General features: G+C 71.2%; 12 protein-coding genes. 9 read left to right on the forward strand and 3 right to left on the reverse strand.

Annotation, left to right across the window (positions count from 1 at the left end; all coding sequences use genetic code 11):
- The first annotated feature begins 252 nt into the window (after positions 1–252).
- The 5 genes from OG392_RS27145 to OG392_RS27165 all read left to right on the forward strand — a co-directional run bounded on the left by OG392_RS27145 (position 253) and on the right by OG392_RS27165 (position 8815).
- Entirely contained in the window at positions 253–1752 is a 1500-nt protein-coding gene (locus OG392_RS27145) for a diaminobutyrate--2-oxoglutarate transaminase family protein (protein ID WP_329283764.1), read from the forward strand.
- 273 nt (positions 1753–2025) lie between these two features.
- Positions 2026–4080, forward strand: coding sequence for an IucA/IucC family protein (locus OG392_RS27150; RefSeq protein ID WP_443055103.1), 2055 nt, complete (start codon positions 2026–2028; stop codon positions 4078–4080).
- A complete protein-coding gene (locus OG392_RS27155) occupies positions 4049–4822 on the forward strand; it encodes a GNAT family N-acetyltransferase (RefSeq protein ID WP_443054893.1) in 774 nt (257 codons plus the stop codon). The genes OG392_RS27150 and OG392_RS27155 overlap by 32 nt, the downstream gene beginning before the upstream one ends.
- 67 nt (positions 4823–4889) lie before the next feature.
- Complete coding sequence (locus OG392_RS27160) at positions 4890–6791, forward strand: IucA/IucC family protein (RefSeq protein ID WP_329283767.1); 1902 nt, start codon at positions 4890–4892, stop codon at positions 6789–6791.
- Between the two features lie 50 nt (positions 6792–6841).
- On the forward strand, positions 6842–8815 hold the full coding sequence (locus tag OG392_RS27165; RefSeq protein WP_329283768.1) for an ATP-dependent DNA helicase: 1974 nt from the start codon (positions 6842–6844) through the stop codon (positions 8813–8815).
- A 105-nt stretch (positions 8816–8920) separates the two neighbouring features.
- Here OG392_RS27165 and lexA read toward each other — a convergent pair whose 3' ends face one another.
- Positions 8921–9709 carry a transcriptional repressor LexA gene (gene lexA / locus OG392_RS27170; protein ID WP_209497163.1) on the reverse strand — a complete coding sequence of 263 codons (789 nt, stop codon included), beginning with the start codon at positions 9707–9709 and terminating at the stop codon, positions 8921–8923.
- 432 nt (positions 9710–10141) lie between these two features.
- On the opposite strand from lexA, the gene nrdR reads away from it, so the two are divergent.
- Entirely contained in the window at positions 10142–10651 is a 510-nt protein-coding gene (gene nrdR / locus OG392_RS27175; protein ID WP_030325324.1) for a transcriptional regulator NrdR, read from the forward strand.
- A gap of 170 nt (positions 10652–10821) precedes the next feature.
- Positions 10822–13713, forward strand: a complete 2892-nt coding sequence (locus OG392_RS27180; protein ID WP_329283769.1) for a vitamin B12-dependent ribonucleotide reductase — start codon at positions 10822–10824, stop codon at positions 13711–13713.
- Positions 13714–13803: 90 nt separating this feature from the next.
- Here OG392_RS27180 and OG392_RS27185 read toward each other — a convergent pair whose 3' ends face one another.
- A complete protein-coding gene (locus tag OG392_RS27185) occupies positions 13804–14334 on the reverse strand; it encodes a TerD family protein (protein ID WP_329283770.1) in 531 nt (176 codons plus the stop codon).
- Positions 14335–14530: 196 nt separating this feature from the next.
- On the opposite strand from OG392_RS27185, the gene OG392_RS27190 reads away from it, so the two are divergent.
- Both OG392_RS27190 and OG392_RS27195 read left to right on the forward strand, forming a co-directional pair.
- Positions 14531–15301, forward strand: coding sequence for an arylamine N-acetyltransferase family protein (locus tag OG392_RS27190; protein ID WP_329283771.1), 771 nt, complete (start codon positions 14531–14533; stop codon positions 15299–15301).
- A gap of 58 nt (positions 15302–15359) precedes the next feature.
- On the forward strand, positions 15360–15965 hold the full coding sequence (locus tag OG392_RS27195) for a YdbC family protein (RefSeq protein WP_329283772.1): 606 nt from the start codon (positions 15360–15362) through the stop codon (positions 15963–15965).
- Positions 15966–16102: 137 nt separating this feature from the next.
- On the opposite strand, the gene OG392_RS27200 is transcribed toward OG392_RS27195, so the two are convergent.
- Positions 16103–16732, reverse strand: a complete 630-nt coding sequence (locus OG392_RS27200) for a TetR/AcrR family transcriptional regulator (RefSeq protein ID WP_329283773.1) — start codon at positions 16730–16732, stop codon at positions 16103–16105.
- Positions 16733–16785: the final 53 nt, after the last annotated feature.

Consider the following 16785-nt stretch of genomic DNA (forward strand, 5'->3'; position numbering starts at 1 on the left):
GGCCGACGGCCCCCACTATGCCGGTGCCGGAGGGGACGGTACGCGGCCGGTCAGCGGTTCCGGCCATCGTTCCGTCGTTGCCATGACGTGATCCGGGACACGCCAAGTTCTTGCCTCCGGCCCGTGATCCTGGGCAGTTCGCGTCGTTGGTACGTACGGGGGACACAACGGTGGCGCTCAGGGCGACCCTTGAGGCGGCTCCACGACGTCCCGATGTGCAACGCAACCGTTACAGCGGGAGGACACCGAGCCGTGGCCGTGACCGAATCAGCTCCGGCCGTCCCACCGGCCGCGCGGACGCAGACCCGGACACCCGACGGGCCCGACGCCGGACCGCCCGACGAGGCCGGCGCAGGCACGCACACACCGACGGCCCGGGACGGGTACGAAGGCATCCTGCGCCGACAGTCCCTGCGGGAGTCCGCCGCCCGCACCTACGCCCGTTCCCTGCCCATCGTCCCCGTACGGGCGCGAGGGCTGACCATCGAGGGCGCCGACGGCCGCCGCTACCTGGACTGCCTGTCGGGCGCCGGGACGCTCGCCCTCGGCCACAACCACCCCGTGGTCCTGGAAGCCGTCAAGAAGGTCCTCGACTCCGGGGCCCCGCTCCACGTCCTCGACCTGGCCACCCCCGTCAAGGACGCCTTCACCTCGGAGCTCTTCGCGACCCTCCCGGGCGAGCTCGCCGACAACGCCCGCATCCAGTTCTGCGGACCCGCCGGAACGGACGCCGTGGAGGCGGCCCTCAAACTGGTCCGCACCGCCACCGGCCGCAGCGGACTCCTCGCCTTCACCGGCGCCTACCACGGCATGACGTCCGGCGCCCTCGACGCCTCGGGCGGAGCGACCGACGTCCGCGTCACCCGGCTGCCGTACCCGCACTCGTACCGCTGCCCCTACGGGGTCGGCGGCGCCCGCGGCGCCGAGCTCGCCGCCCGCTGGACCGAGAACCTTCTCGACGACCCCAAGAGCGGCGTGACCACCCCCTCCGGAATGATCCTCGAAGCCGTCCAGGGCGAGGGCGGCGTCATCCCCGCGCCCGACGACTGGATGCGCCGGATGCGCCGCATCACCGCCGACCGTTCCATCCCGCTCGTCGTCGACGAGGTCCAGACCGGCGTCGGCCGCACCGGCGCCTTCTGGGCCGTCGAGCACAGCGGCGTCGTGCCCGACGTGATGGTCCTCTCCAAGGCCATCGGCGGCTCACTTCCCCTCGCCGTCATCGTCTACCGGTCCGAGCTCGACGCCTGGGAACCCGGCGCCCACGCGGGCACCTTCCGCGGCAACCAGCTCGCCATGGCCGCCGGTACGGCCACCCTCGCCTACGTCCGCGAGAACGGACTCGCCGAGCGGGCCGGCATCCTCGGCGCCCGCATCCTCGCCCGACTCCGGGACCTCGCCACCGACCACCCCTGCGTCGGCGACGTCCGCGGCCGGGGCCTCATGATCGGCGTCGAACTCGTCGACCCCGACGCGGCGGGACCGGACGACCCCGTACCGCCCGCCGCCCCCGCGCTGGCCCTCGCCGTCCAGCAGGAGTGCCTCGCCCGCGGACTCATCGTCGAACTCGGCGGCCGGCACTCCGCCGTGGTCCGGCTCCTGCCCCCGCTCACCCTCACCGACGAGCAGGCCACCGCCGTCCTGGACCGCTTCGCCGACGCCCTCGCCGCGGCCGAACGGGCCCACACCCCCCAGCTGCCCGCCGCCCGCAGGTCCACGGCCCCCCGGACCGCCCCCGGGCCGTCCCACTGACCCGGGCCGCCCCCGGCCCCGCCCCCCAAGGAAGCCCCCGTGAACGCCACGCCCCCCTCCCCGGCGCCCGAGACCGAGGCCCACCTCGCCGTCGAGCAACTCACCGCCCAGGTCCTCGCCTCCACAGCACTCGATGCCTCCCCGCTGACAACCGAGTCCCTCGCCCCCGAGAGGCTCACCCCCCTGGAACCCACCCCCCGCCCCCTCGCCACAGAACCCACCACGGACACGACCCCGGGCACCACGACCCCGGGCACCACGGCCCCTGGCGCCATGGCCCCGGGCCCTGGCGCCACGGGCCTCGCCACACCGGGCCCTGACGCCACGACCCTCGCCACGGGCTCTGGCGCCACGGCCTTCGTCACACCGGGCGCTGGCGCCACGGGCCCTGGCGCCGAGGGTTCCGGGTTCGCAGACTCCACGGTCCCGCGCCAGCACATCGGCCCGTACGACCCCCGACCCCACCGCACGTCCGCGGGAACCGCCCCACTGAGCGACGCGCACCCGCACCCGGACCTGCACTCCCACACGGACCTGCACCCGGACCGCCCTGCCGGCGCCGTCGCCCCGCGGCGCGACCCGGCTCCGGGCCCGCGCCACCCGGCCGACGCCGACCCCCTGGACCACCCGGACCCACAGCGCGCCGCCGACGCGGCCGCCGTCGAGAACCTCCTCCGTTGCTGGGTCCGGGAGAAGAACCTGCCGGCCCCCACGTCCTCCACCCTGCGCATCCCTCTCGACGCCAGTGGCACCGCCCTCCTCGTCCCCGTCCGCTACTGGTCGTCCACCGGCTGGCACCGCTTCGGCGCCCCCGCTCTCGAAGGCCTCCCGGCCACGGCCCCCACGGTCGACGCCGTGACCGTGGCCGCCCTGCTCAGCCGGGAGACCGGCCGGCCCGAAGGCACCGAACTCGTCGGCAGGGTCGCCGACTCGGCCCGCCGCACCGCCGACTTCCTCACGGAGCGCCGCCGCTCGCCCCAACCGCACCCGGACGCCGACCTCTTCCTCGCCGCCGAGCAGTCCCTGCTGCTCGGCCACCCCCTCCACCCCACGCCCAAGAGCCGCGAAGGCCTCTCCGACGCCGAGGCCCGGCTCTACTCACCCGAACTCCAGGGCTCGTTCCCCCTCCACTGGCTCGCCGTCGACGCCTCCCTCCTCGCCTCGGACTCCGGCTGGACCGAACAGGGCCGCCCCGTCAGCGCCGAGCAACTCGCCCTCGGCCTCGCCGAAGGGCTCGCGCTCCCCACCGGAACCGCGCCCCTGCCCGTCCACCCCTGGCAGGCCCGAGAGCTGCTGCACCGCGACGACATCCGTGCTCTCGTCGACGCCGGTCTCCTCCACGACCTCGGTCTCCACGGCAGCCCGTGGCACCCCACCTCCTCCGTCCGTACCGTGCACCGCCCCGGCGCGCGGGCCATGCTCAAACTCTCCCTCGGCCTGCGCATCACCAACTCGCGCCGCGAGAACCTCCGCAAGGAGCTCCACCGCGGTGTCGAGGTCCACCGGCTGCTCCGTACCGGCCTCGTCGACGAATGGCAGTCCGCCCACCCCGGCTTCGACATCGTCCGCGACCCCGCGTGGCTCGCCGTCGACACCCCGGACGGCGCCCCCGTCCCGGGCCTCGACCTGATGATCCGCCACAACCCCTTCGGGCCCGGCGACGACGCCGTGTGCATCGCCTCCCTCACCGCCCCCAGGCCCTGGCCGGGGACCAGCGTCATGCGCTCCCGCCTCGCCGACGTCATCGGCCGCCTCTCCGCCCGCACCGGCCGTCCCACCACGGCCGTCGCCACCGAGTGGTTCCTCCGCTACCTCGATCAGGTCGTCCGCCCCGTCCTCTGGCTCGACGGACACGCCGGCATCGCCCTGGAGGCCCACCAGCAGAACACCCTGGTCCTCCTCGACCCCGACGGCTGGCCGGTCGGCGGGCGTTACCGCGACAACCAGGGCTACTACTTCCGCGAGTCCCACCGGAGCGAGCTGGAGGGCCGCCTCCCCGGCATCGGCGCCGAGAGCGACACCTTCGTCTCCGACCAGGTCACCGACGAGCGCTTCGCCTACTACCTCGGCATCAACAACGTCCTCGGCCTGATCGGCGCCTTCGGCGCCCAGCACCTCGCCGACGAGCGTGTCCTGCTCGCCGCCTTCCGCAGCTTCCTCACCTCCGCCACCGGCCTCGGCTCACCCCTGCCGCACCGCCTCCTGGAAGCCGCCACCCTCCGCAGCAAGGCCAACCTCCTTACCCGCCTCCACGGCATGGACGAACTCGTCGGACCCGTCGACACCCAGTCCGTCTATGTCACCGTCACCAACCCCCTCCGCGCCTGATCCCGCCCCTGGAGAACCCACGCCCCGACCGCACCGCCGAGAGGAGAGCGACACCGTGTCACCCACCCGCCCACCGGCCGACCCGCCCGGTGACGACACCCTCGACCTGAGGCTCGACGAACTCGTCACCCTCCTCGAAGGCGGTCACGTCGACGCCGACCCTCTCGACGGCGACCTGCTGGACTCCGTCGCCTCCTGGAAGCCGGCCCAGACCTCCGCCGGGCTCTTCCAGCTCGTCCCCGTGCGGCTCGAACGAGACCTGCGGCTCGTCGCCCGATGGATGAACGACCCGGCCGTCGCCGCCTTCTGGGAACTGGCCGGACCCGAGACCGTGACCGCCGAGCACCTCCGTACCCAACTGGAGGGCGACGGCCGCAGCGTCCCCTGCCTCGGAGTGCTCGACGCCACGCCCATGAGCTACTTCGAGATCTACCGCGCCGACCTCGACCCGCTCGCCCGGCACTACCCGGCGCGCCCCCACGACACCGGTATCCATCTGCTGATCGGAGGCGTCACCGACCGGGGCCGCGGCGTCGGCAGCACCCTGCTGCGCGCCGTCGCCGATCTCGTCCTCGACCACCGTCCCCGCTGCACCCGCGTCGTCGCCGAACCCGACATCCGTAACATCCCCTCCGTCTCTGCCTTCCTCAGCGGCGGCTTCCGCTACGCGGCGGAAGTCGACCTCCCTGACAAGCGAGCGGCCCTCATGATCCGTGACCGCGCCCTCCGTCACGCTCTGTGATCACCCCTCTGTCTTCTATACACCGCTCGACCCACAGCGGTTCCCACTCCGAGGAGTCCTCGTGTCGATGTCCCCTGCACCCCACGACTCCGCACAGCCCACCCCCTCGTCACAGCCCGCCCCCTCCGCCTCGGTTCCCGCCCCCGCGTCCAGGGCGGAACCGGCTCCGGCTCCCGCACCTCCGGTGGACCCCGAGCCGTTCACGTCCCCTGGACTGCTCGCGCCCCCCGAGCTGAACGCCGCCGCCTGGACCAGGGCCTCCTCCCGGCTCCTCGCCAAGGCCCTCGCCGAGTTCGCCTACGAGGAGATCGTCGAACCCGCCCCGGTGGCGGCCGAACCGGACCTCCACACCCTGCGGCTCGACGACGGCACCACCCTCACCTTCCGGGCCCGTCGTGGCGCCTACGGCAGCTGGTACGTCGCCGCCGACTCGATCACCCACGAGGGCCGGCCCATGACCGACGCCCTCGACTTCCTCGTCCGGGCCCGCAGCCTCCTCCGGCTCGACGGCGCCACTCTCGGGCACCTCATCCGCGAGCTCTCCGCCACCCTCGCCGCCGACGCCCGCCTCGACCACACCGCCCTCCCGGCCGCCCGGCTCGCCGACCTCTCCTACGCCGAGCTCGAAGGGCATCAGACCGGCCACCCCTGGCTCGTCCTCAACAAGGGCCGCGTCGGCTTCTCCGCCACCGACGCCGCCCGCTGGGCACCCGAGGCCCGGCGGGCCACCCGGCTGCCGTGGATCGCCGTCAGCAACCGCCTCGCCGCCTACCGGGGCGTGTCGGGCCTCGGCACCCCCGACCGTCTCTACTCCCAGGAGCTCGACCCCGAGGTCCACGCCGCGTTCCGCGCCGAACTGACCGCCCGCGGCCACGAACCCGACGGCTATCTGCTGCTGCCCGTCCACCCCTGGCAGTGGGACGAGATCCTGCTCCCCCTCTACGCCCCGGCCATCGCCGCCGGGACCGTCGTCCCGCTCTCCACGGACGGCGACCTCAGGCTGCCGCAGCAGTCGGTCCGTACCTTCCTCAACACCAGCCGCCCCGACCGGCACACCGTCAAACTTCCGCTGTCCGTGCTCAACACCCTCGTCTGGCGCGGCCTGCCCACCGAGCGCACCCTCGCCGCCCCCGCCGTCACGGCCTGGGTCCACGGCCTCCGCGACGCCGACCCGTTCCTGCGGGACGAGTGCGGAGTGATCCTCCTCGGCGAGGTCGCCTCCGTCACGGTCGAGCACCCCCTCTACGACCGGCTGCCCGAAGTCCCGTACCAGTACAAGGAACTCCTCGGCGCGATCTGGCGCGAACCGCTGCGGCTGCCCCCGGGCGAACGGGCCCGCACCCTCGCCTCCCTGCTCCACACGGACGCCGCCGGGCGAGCCTTCGTCGCCGAACTCGTCGGCCGCTCGGGACTCGCTCCGGCCGTCTGGCTCCAGCACCTCTTCGCGGCGCTGCTGCCCGCGCTGCTGCACTTCCTTTACCGCTACGGCACCGTCTTCTCCCCGCACGGCGAGAACGCCATCGTCGTCTACGACGGAGAGGACGTCCCCGTCCGCCTGGCGATCAAGGACTTCGTCGACGACGTGAACATCAGCGCCCAGCCGCTCCCCGAGCACGACACCCTGCCGGACGACGTGCGCGCCGTCCTCCTGACCGAGGAGCCCGACTTCCTCGTCCAGTTCATCCATTCGGGGCTCTTCGTCGGTGTCTTCCGCTATCTGGCGCCGCTCTGCGAGGAGCAAATCGACGTTCCGGAGGAGGAATTCTGGTCCCTCGTCCGTGCCGAGATCCTGCGGCACCAATCGCGTTTCCCCGAGCTGAAGGAACGGTTCGAGCTCTTCGACCTCCTCACCCCCCGGATCGAACGGCTCTGTCTCAACCGCAACCGTCTGCACCTGGACGGCTACCGGGACCGCCCCGAGCGGCCCCACGCCGCCGTCCACGGGACCGTCCCCAACCCGCTCGCGTGACACGCGCGCGTGCCTGGGCTGTCAGTGGCGCCCCGTAGGGTGGAAGGGCTATGACGAAGCCATCCCTCCCCGACCTCCTCCACGCCGCCGTCACCGCCGTCGGCGGCACGGAGCGGCCCGGCCAGGTCACCATGGCCGAGGCCGTGGCCGAGGCCATCGACGACAATTCCCACCTCCTCGTCCAGGCCGGCACCGGCACGGGCAAGTCGCTCGGCTACCTGGTGCCGGCCCTGGCCCAGGGCGAGCGGGTGGTGGTGGCCACGGCCACCCTGGCGCTCCAGCGTCAGCTCGTCGAGCGTGACCTCCCGCGCACGGTCGACGCGCTGCATCCGCAGCTGCGCCGCCGCCCCCAGTTCGCCATGCTCAAGGGCCGGTCGAACTACCTCTGTCTGCACCGGCTCCATGAAGGAGTCCCGCAGGACGAGGAGGACGGCCTCTTCGACCCCTTCGAGGCGGCCGCCCCCACCAGCAAGCTGGGCCAGGACCTGATGCGGCTCCGGGACTGGTCGGACGAGACCGAGACCGGCGACCGCGACGACCTGACCCCGGGCGTGTCCGACAAGGCCTGGGCCCAGGTGTCGGTCTCCTCCCGGGAGTGTCTGGGCGCGAGCAAGTGCGCGTACGGGCCGGAGTGCTTCGCCGAGTCGGCCCGCGAGCGGGCCAAGCTCGCCGACGTCGTCGTCACCAACCACGCCCTCCTGGCGATCGACGCGATCGAGGGTGCCCCGGTGCTCCCGCAGCACGAGGTGCTGATCGTCGACGAGGCCCACGAGCTGGTCTCCCGGGTCACGGGTGTCGCCACCGGCGAGCTCACCCCCGGCCAGGTGAACCGGGCCGTGCGCCGGTCCGCGAAGCTGGTCGACGAGAAGGTCGCCGACCAGCTGCAGACCGCCGCGGAGGGCTTCGAGCGGGTCATGGAGCTGGCTCTGCCGGGTCGCCTGGAGGAGATCCCGGAGGACCTCGCGTACGCCCTGATGGCGCTGCGCGACGCGGCCCGCGCGGTGATCACGTCCCTGGGTTCCACCCGGGACCGGTCCGTGCAGGACGAGGACGCGGTGCGCAAGCAGGCCATGGCCTCGGTGGAGAGCGTCCACGGTGTGGCGGAGCGGATCACCCAGGGCTCGGAGTACGACGTCGTCTGGTACGAGCGGCATGACCGGTTCGGAGCCTCGGTGCGGGTCGCGCCGCTCACGGTCTCGGGCCTGCTCCGCGAGAAGCTCTTCACGGAGCGGTCCGTGGTCCTGGCCTCGGCGACGCTCAAGCTGGGCGGCGACTTCAACGGCGTGGGGGCCTCGCTGGGTCTGGCCCCGGAGGGCACCACGGGTGACGACCTGCCGGTCTGGAAGGGGATCGACGTCGGCTCCCCGTTCGACTACCCCAGGCAGGGCATCCTCTACGTCGCCAAGCACCTCTCCCGTCCCGCGCGGGACGGAGACCGCGGCGACATGCTCGATGAGCTGACCGAGCTGATGCAGGCGGCCGGCGGGCGGACCCTCGGCCTGTTCTCCTCGATGCGCGCGGCGCAGCAGGCGGCGGAGGAGCTGCGGGTCCGGGTCCCGGAGCTGCCGATCCTGCTCCAGGGCGAGGACACGCTGGGCGAGCTGATCAAGAACTTCGCTGCGGACCCGAAGACCTGCCTCTTCGGCACGCTGTCGCTGTGGCAGGGCGTGGACGTCCCCGGGGCCAGCTGTCAGCTGGTGGTGATGGACAAGATCCCGTTCCCGCGTCCGGACGACCCACTGATGAGCGCCCGGCAGAAGGCCGTAGAGGAGGCCGGGGGCAATGGCTTCATGGCGGTCGCGGCGACCCACGCGGCCCTGTTGATGGCACAGGGCGCCGGTCGGCTCGTACGGGCCACGGGCGACCGCGGCGTCGTGGCGGTTCTCGATCCCCGGCTGGCGACGGCCCGGTACGGCAGCTATCTGAAGGCCTCGCTGCCCGACTTCTGGTACACGACCGACCGCAACCAGGTACGGAAGTCGCTCGCGGCCATCGATGCCGCTTCGAGGGCGGCGCAGGTCTGAGGCTCCACCCTGCCGAGCCCCGGTCCACCGGGGCTCGGCAGGACACGGCAGGGCCCCGGGACCGGCGCAGTGGGTCCCGGGGCCCGGTCAGAGCCGACGGGTGCGTCAGACCCGCCGCAGCACCGCCACGACCTTGCCGAGGATGGTCGCCTCGTCGCCGGGGATGGGCTGGTACGCCGCGTTGTGCGGGAGCAGCCAGACGTGACCGTCCTCGCGCTTGAAGCGCTTGACCGTGGCCTCGCCGTCCAGCATGGCCGCGACGATGTCGCCGTTCTCCGCGACCGGCTGGCGGCGCACGGTGACCCAGTCGCCGTCACAGATGGCGGCCTCGATCATCGAGTCGCCGACGACCTTGAGGACGAAGAGCTCTCCGTCACCGACAAGCTGCCGGGGGAGGGGGAAGACGTCCTCGACGGACTCCTCGGCGAGGATCGGGCCACCGGCCGCGATCCGGCCGACCAGCGGCACGTACGACGCGGCGGGCTTGCCCGTGGTGTCCGTCGGCTGGGTGCTCGGCTGGTCGGATCCACGCACCTCGTACGCGCGGGGGCGGTGCGGGTCCCTGCGGAGGAAGCCCTTGCGCTCCAGCGCCATGAGCTGGTGCGCCACCGAGGACGTGCTGGACAGGCCGACGGCCTGCCCGATCTCGCGCATCGACGGCGGGTAGCCGCGCCGCTGGACCGAGTCGCGGATGACTTCGATGACCCTGCGCTGCCGGTCGGTGAGACCGGAGCTGTCGGCTCGGATGCCTGGAGGTCGCCCGGGGAGGGCGCGGGCAGGTCGCCCGGGCTCCTCACCGTTCATGCTGGTGTCATTCATGGCGTGCACCGGCTCGAGTCGGCCCTGGGAGCGGTCCTGGGCGGTGATGGTGGCACTGTCTGCGGTGGTGGTCACGTCGTCGGCCCCTCTCGAATGGTCTCCCTGGCTGGCACAACGGTAGTGGCTTTCGAAAGGTTGCGCCAAACACACGTTCGAGTGAAAATTCGCAGATTGCCTTACGCGTATACGCATGCAGGTGTATGAGCACTCTTGCGCCGCCGTCTCCGGCCGTCGTCACGGTAGCCTTCGCCGCTGGGTCGCGCGCGGCGCACCCTCTCAGTGTCGCACCCGGAGGGGCCGAATCACGGGAGCGCGCGCGCCGCGACACGCGGGGGCCTGGAATCGCCGCGAACCCAAGATCTAGTGGTTGGATGGCACCGGCCACCCAGGGGTAGTGGTCCCCGGTCTGCCGGGGCTGCCCACATCGCCTATGCTGGTGGTCGCTTCGCAGGGCCTTGACGGTCGGGCGAGGTCCACCAGTCGTGCCGTGAGGGAGGGTCGGAACCAATGCACTGCCCCTTCTGCAGGCACCCCGACAGCCGTGTCGTCGACAGTCGCACCACCGACGACGGGACGTCGATCCGGCGTCGTCGCCAGTGCCCTGACTGCTCCCGTCGTTTCACGACGGTGGAGACGTGCTCGCTCATGGTGGTGAAGCGCTCCGGCGTCACCGAGCCCTTCAGCCGTACCAAGGTCATCTCCGGCGTACGCAAGGCGTGCCAGGGACGGCCGGTCACCGAGGACGCCCTCGCCAAGCTCGGCCAGCGGGTCGAGGAGGCGGTGCGCGCCACCGGCAGCGCCGAGCTGACCACCCACGACGTGGGGCTGGCCATTCTCGGCCCGTTGCAGGAACTCGACCTCGTCGCGTACCTGCGCTTCGCGTCCGTGTACAAGGCTTTCGACAGCCTCGAAGACTTCGAGGCCGCCATCGCGGAACTCCGCGTGCGGCCTCCCGCTGAGAACCGCGGGACCGGTGCGACCCCCGAGGTCCCCGTTCCCGCCACCGCCGCCGATTGACCGGCGGTCCGGGCCCCGCGCCCGGCGATCCGGCCGCCGAGCGGCCCGGCAGACGTGCCCCGAGTGACCCCCGTGGCGTTCGTGGCAGCAGTACAGAACGACGTACAGAAGACGGTGCCCTGGGACTATCTGGGCGCCAAAGTGTGTTTTGCCCGTATATGGGAGGCGGCATGACAGAGACGGCGAGCGGTCCGGCGCGTGGTTCTCGTTCCAAGGGAGCGAAGGCCACGAGCAAGGGCCTGCGTATCGAGCGCATCCACACCACCCCCGGCGTGCATCCGTACGACGAGGTGGCGTGGGAGCGCCGTGACGTCGTCATGACCAACTGGCGCGACGGCTCGATCAACTTCGAGCAGCGTGGCGTCGAGTTCCCCGACTTCTGGTCGGTGAACGCGGTCAACATCGTCACCAGCAAGTACTTCCGCGGGGCGGTCGGCACCCCGCAGCGCGAGACCGGTCTCAAGCAGCTCATCGACCGGATCGTGAAGACGTACACGAAGGCCGGCGAGGAGTACGGCTACTTCGCCTCGCCCGCCGACACCGAGATCTTCGAGCACGAGCTGGCCTACGCCCTCCTGCACCAGATCTTCAGCTTCAACTCGCCGGTCTGGTTCAACGTCGGCACGCCCCAGCCCCAGCAGGTCTCCGCCTGCTTCATCCTGGCCGTCGACGACTCCATGGAGTCCATCCTCGACTGGTACAAGGAAGAGGGCATGATCTTCAAGGGCGGCTCCGGCGCCGGCTTGAACCTCTCCCGCATCCGCTCCTCCAAGGAGCTGCTCTCCTCCGGCGGCAACGCCTCCGGCCCGGTCTCGTTCATGCGCGGAGCCGACGCCTCCGCCGGAACGATCAAGTCGGGCGGCGCGACCCGCCGCGCGGCCAAGATGGTCATCCTCGACGTCGACCACCCCGACATCGAGGACTTCATCGAGACCAAGGTCAAGGAGGAGGAGAAGATCCGCGCCCTCCGTGACGCGGGCTTCGACATGGACCTGGGCGGCGACGACATCACGTCCGTCCAGTACCAGAACGCCAACAACTCGGTCCGTGTGAACGACACGTTCATGAAGGCCGTCGAGTCCGGCGGGAAGTTCGGTCTCACCTCCCGCATGACCGGCGAGGTCATCGAGGAGGTCGACGCCAAGTCGCTCTTCCGCAAGATGGCCGAGGCCGCGTGGGCCTGTGCCGACCCGGGCATCCAGTACGACGACACGATCAACCACTGGCACACCTGCCCCGAGTCCGGCCGTATCAACGGCTCGAACCCGTGCAGCGAGTACATGCACCTGGACAACACGTCCTGCAACCTCGCCTCGCTGAACCTCATGAAGTTCCTCAAGGACGACGGCAAGGGCAACCAGGCCTTCGAGGTCGAGCGCTTCGCCAAGGTCGTCGAGCTCGTCATCACCGCGATGGACATCTCCATCTGCTTCGCCGACTTCCCCACCGAGAAGATCGGCGAGAACACCCGCGCCTACCGCCAGCTCGGCATCGGCTACGCCAACCTCGGCGCCCTGCTGATGGCGACCGGTCACGCGTACGACTCCGACGGCGGCCGCGCCCTCGCCGGTGCCATCACCTCCCTGATGACCGGTACCTCGTACAAGCGCTCCGCCGAGCTCGCCGCGGTCGTCGGCGCGTACGACGGCTACGCCCGCAACGCCGAGCCGCACCAGCGCGTCATGCAGCAGCACGCCGACGAGAACACCAAGGCCGTCCGCGTCGACGACCTGGACTCGCCGATCTGGGCCGCCGCCACGGAGGCCTGGCAGGACGTGATCCGCCTCGGCGCCAAGAACGGCTTCCGCAACGCGCAGGCCTCGGTCATCGCCCCGACCGGCACCATCGGTCTCGCGATGTCCTGCGACACCACCGGCCTCGAGCCCGACCTCGCCCTGGTCAAGTTCAAGAAGCTCGTCGGCGGCGGCTCGATGCAGATCGTCAACGGCACCGTCCCGCAGGCCCTGCGCCGCCTGGGCTACCAGGAGGAGCAGATCGAGGCGATCGTCGCCCACATCGCCGAGAACGGCAATGTGATCGACGCCCCCGGTCTGAAGACCGAGCACTACGAGGTCTTCGACTGCGCCATGGGCGAGCGCTCCATCTCCGCGATGGGCCACGTCCGCATGATGGCCGCCATCCAGCCGTGGATCTCGGGCGCCCTCTCCAAGACCGTGAACCTGCCGGAGACGGCCACGGTCGAGGACGTCGAAGAGGTCTACTTCGAGGCCTGGAAGATGGGCGTCAAGGCGCTCGCCATCTACCGCGACAACTGCAAGGTCGGCCAGCCCCTCTCCGCCAAGAAGAAGGAGCAGGAGAAGGTCGAGGTCACCGCGAAGACCGAGGCGACGATCCGCGAGGCCGTCGAGAAGGTCGTCGAGTACCGTCCGGTCCGCAAGCGTCTGCCCAAGGGCCGCCCGGGGATCACCACCTCCTTCACCGTCGGTGGCGCCGAGGGTTACATGACCGCCAACTCCTACCCGGACGACGGTCTCGGCGAGGTCTTCCTCAAGATGTCCAAGCAGGGTTCGACGCTCGCCGGCATGATGGACGCCTTCTCCATCGCCGTCTCGGTCGGTCTGCAGTACGGCGTCCCGCTGGAGACCTACGTCTCGAAGTTCACCAACATGCGCTTCGAGCCCGCCGGCATGACGGACGACCCGGACGTGCGGATGGCGCAGTCGATCGTCGACTACATCTTCCGCCGCCTGGCGCTGGACTTCCTGCCCTTCGAGACCCGCTCCGCGCTCGGCATCCACTCGGCCGAGGAGCGTCAGCGTCACCTGGACACCGGCTCGTACGAGCAGTCCGAGGACGAGGTCGACGTCGAGGGGCTGGCCCAGTCCGCGCCCTGCGCCCAGGAGCTGAAGGCCGTCGCGGCCCCGGCCCCGAAGACCGAGATCCCGGCCCCGAAGCAGGCGCACACCTCGGCGGAGCTCGTCGAGATGCAGCTCGGCATCAGCGCCGACGCCCCGCTCTGCTTCTCCTGCGGGACGAAGATGCAGCGCGCCGGCTCCTGCTACATCTGCGAGGGCTGCGGCTCGACCAGCGGCTGCAGCTGACATCGAGTAGGTGCTTCATGAAGGGGACCGGCCTTGTGCCGGTCCCCTTTGCCGTGTCCGGGCGTCGACCGCCGGCGGTCGTCCAGGCCTTCAGGCGCGTAGGGAACCCAGCACCGTGCCGAACGCCTGGGGGTCGGCGTCGAAGCCCTGGCTGATCGGGCGGTACGTCCAGCCTTCGGCGCCGTCCCGGGTGAACTCCACGACCGTCGCCGAGAGGGCGTCCGGCACGTCCGCGAAGTCGTGGACCAGCAGGTCCGTGTACCCCTCGCGGACCCGTATGCCCGTGTTCGCCACGTCGCCGAAGGACCGCCGGCCGCCGCCCTGCTGTATGGCGACGCCCACCACCACGCGCGCGTACCGCGGTGCAAGCCGGTCGAGCTCCAGGGTCATGGCCTCGTCGTAGCCGAATCCCTGGCCCGTACGGCTGTCCCGGTGGAGCGTGATCGTGCCGTCGGGGGACCGGCTGCCGAAGTGCACCAGCTGGACCGGGGCTCCGTGCGCGTCGTCCGCGTCGAAGACACCGGCGACGATGTCCAGGTCGTGGGCCGGCGCGCCGCTCGGGGCAGGGTCCCACTTGAGTGTCACCTCGACCCGGCCCACCCCTTTGTTGAGTCCGCTCATGGTGCTTCCCCTCTCCGCGTACGCCCCCGCGCACGTCTCGCGTCGAACCGTCCACCCGCTCAAAAGCCCTTGGTCGTGGGCTGATTGCTCATGGTGTCATGGGGCTACGACAGTGGGCCCGGGGGTTGAGGGGGAGAGCGGTTTGTGGAGTGGTGAGGAGCTGGATCTCGATGCATATCTGGCTCGAATCGGATACGTGGTCGAACGGGACGGGGAACTCGTCCCCGATCTGAGGACATTGACGGCCCTTCACCGGGCGCATGTCCGCGCGGTGCCCTTCGAGAACCTCGACGTCGCCCTGGGGCGTCCTGTTCCACTGGATCTGAAGAGCATTCAGGCCAAACTCGTCGAGCGACGCCGTGGAGGTTACTGCTACGAGCAGAACTCCCTGTTCGCCGCCGTGCTCGAACGGATCGGTTTCGCGGTGACCGGGCGCGGAGCGCGGAACCGTTCGCGAGGCGCGGCGCTGCCGCCCGTCACGCACGCGATGCTCGTCGTCGAGATCGAGGGCGAACAGTGGCTCGCCGACGTGGGGTTCGGCTGGCAGGGGCCGCTTGAGCCGGTGCCCCTGCGGGACGGGGCGCGCGTCGAGCAGAGCGGCTGGACCTTCGGGACGGCCGTGGAGGACGAGGGTATCCACGTGCTGAGGTCGCTCCGCCCGGAGGGATGGACCGACCTGTACGCCTTCTCCCCGCAGACCCTCTACCCGGGTGACTTCACCGTCATGAACCACTACAGCTCCAGTCATCCGCAGTCCCGCTTCCTCGGCCAGGTCGTGGCCCAGTGGCCGGGAGCGGACGAGCGCAGGGCGCTGGTGCGCGACACGCTGTCGACGGTACGGACCGACGGCGTCGTCAAGGAACGTCGCGTACCGGTGGACGAGTTGATCGCGATCCTGGAGAGCCGTTTCGGGATCGAACTGGACGACGAGGAGCGCACGGGACTCGAGCGCTTGCACCCGGCGTGACTCTGGCGGGTCCTGACGGGGTCTGCCGGGGCGGTCTCCTGGCCCGTACGATGGCGCGGTGCTGGTCAAGTGGATTCGCTGCACCGTGATGGACCGTCGAGGGTTCGAGCGGGGGCAGCGGAAATGGGCGGGGCTGCTCGGTGAGCCGGGATTCCGGGGGCAGGGCGGTGGGTGGAGCCGGGCTCGGCCGGACGTCGCCCATGTCTTCGGGTTCTGGGAGAGCAGGGCCTTCTACGACTCGTTCATGGCGCGTTCGCACGATCGTCTGGCGGCCGCGCAGGTGGGCACGTTCAAAGACATCCAGGTCAAGCTGTTCGACCACCGCTTCGATGTGAAGACCGGTTTCGAGCCGAAGTTCTCCGACGCGGATGTGGCCAGGGTGGCGCACTGCCGTGTCCACGAGGACCGTGCCGAGCACTTCGCGCTGATGCAGGAGAAGGTGTGGAACCCGGCGATGGCCGGGTCCCCCGGCATGCTCCGCGGCCTGTTCGGCGAGGCTCCCGGCAGCGAGTTCCTGGTCCTGTCGATGTGGCAGTCCGCCGCGGAGCACGGGAAGTACCGGGTGGAGCGGATCGAGCGGCTCGGGCTCCGGGCCAGGACCGCGGCCGATGTGGCGGCGCTGGCCGGGGACGTGGTCCAGCTCGAGGCGGCCTGGACGGTCTGAGCGAGCCCGGATCGGCTCCCGAAGGGTCCGGAAGGGCCGCTACCCGGGACGGCGTACGCGGGAACGCCTAGGCGGGAGCGTCTGCGCGGGAAGCCTTGGGCGGAACGCCTGCGGCGGGAGGCCTGAGCCGGGAAGACCTACGCGGGGACGTACGCGCCCGCTCGCACCCCTGCCAGAACCGCGCGTGCGGCCTGGTCCGCGAACGCTCCGTCGATCGGTTCGCGGGTGACGAAGAGCCGCAGGAACAGGGGGGCGGAGACCGCCCGGACGGCCGCTCCCGCGTCCGTGCCCGGCGGCGCCTCGCCGCGTGTGACGGCGCGGGTGACGACGACCTCGCAGCGCCGGAAGCGCTCCACGTAGAAGGCGCGCAGGGCTTCCGCCGCCCGAGGGGACTGGAACGCGGCGCCGACGAACGCGGTGGGCGCCGCCCCCGTGGCGGGATCGCCGAAGGCGTCGACGACCTCGTGCGCGAGTGCGCGCAGATCTCCGGAGAGGCTCCCGGTGTCCGGTGGCGTCCAGGCGTCCTCGTTCGCCAGGTCGAGCGCGTCGGCGAGAAGGCCTTCGACGCTTCCCCAGCGGCGGTAGAGCGTCGTCTTGTGGACGCCCGAGTGCTCCGCGACGTATTCCACGGTCAGGGCCGGGTAACCGTGCTCGGACAGGCCGGTCAGGACGGCGTCGCGGACGGCCGTCCGGGTGCGCGCGGTGCGGCCGCCGGGGCGTGTGCTGCCGGGTGCCGGAGCCGGGCGCTCCTCGATCGAGTCATTCAATTGCCACTCCTGTTGCGTTAGTGGACCGAGTCTGCCACACTCGCCTTAATGCA

The sequence above is a fragment of the Streptomyces sp. NBC_00691 genome (assembly GCF_036226665.1).
In the GTDB taxonomy this organism is placed as follows: domain Bacteria; phylum Actinomycetota; class Actinomycetes; order Streptomycetales; family Streptomycetaceae; genus Streptomyces.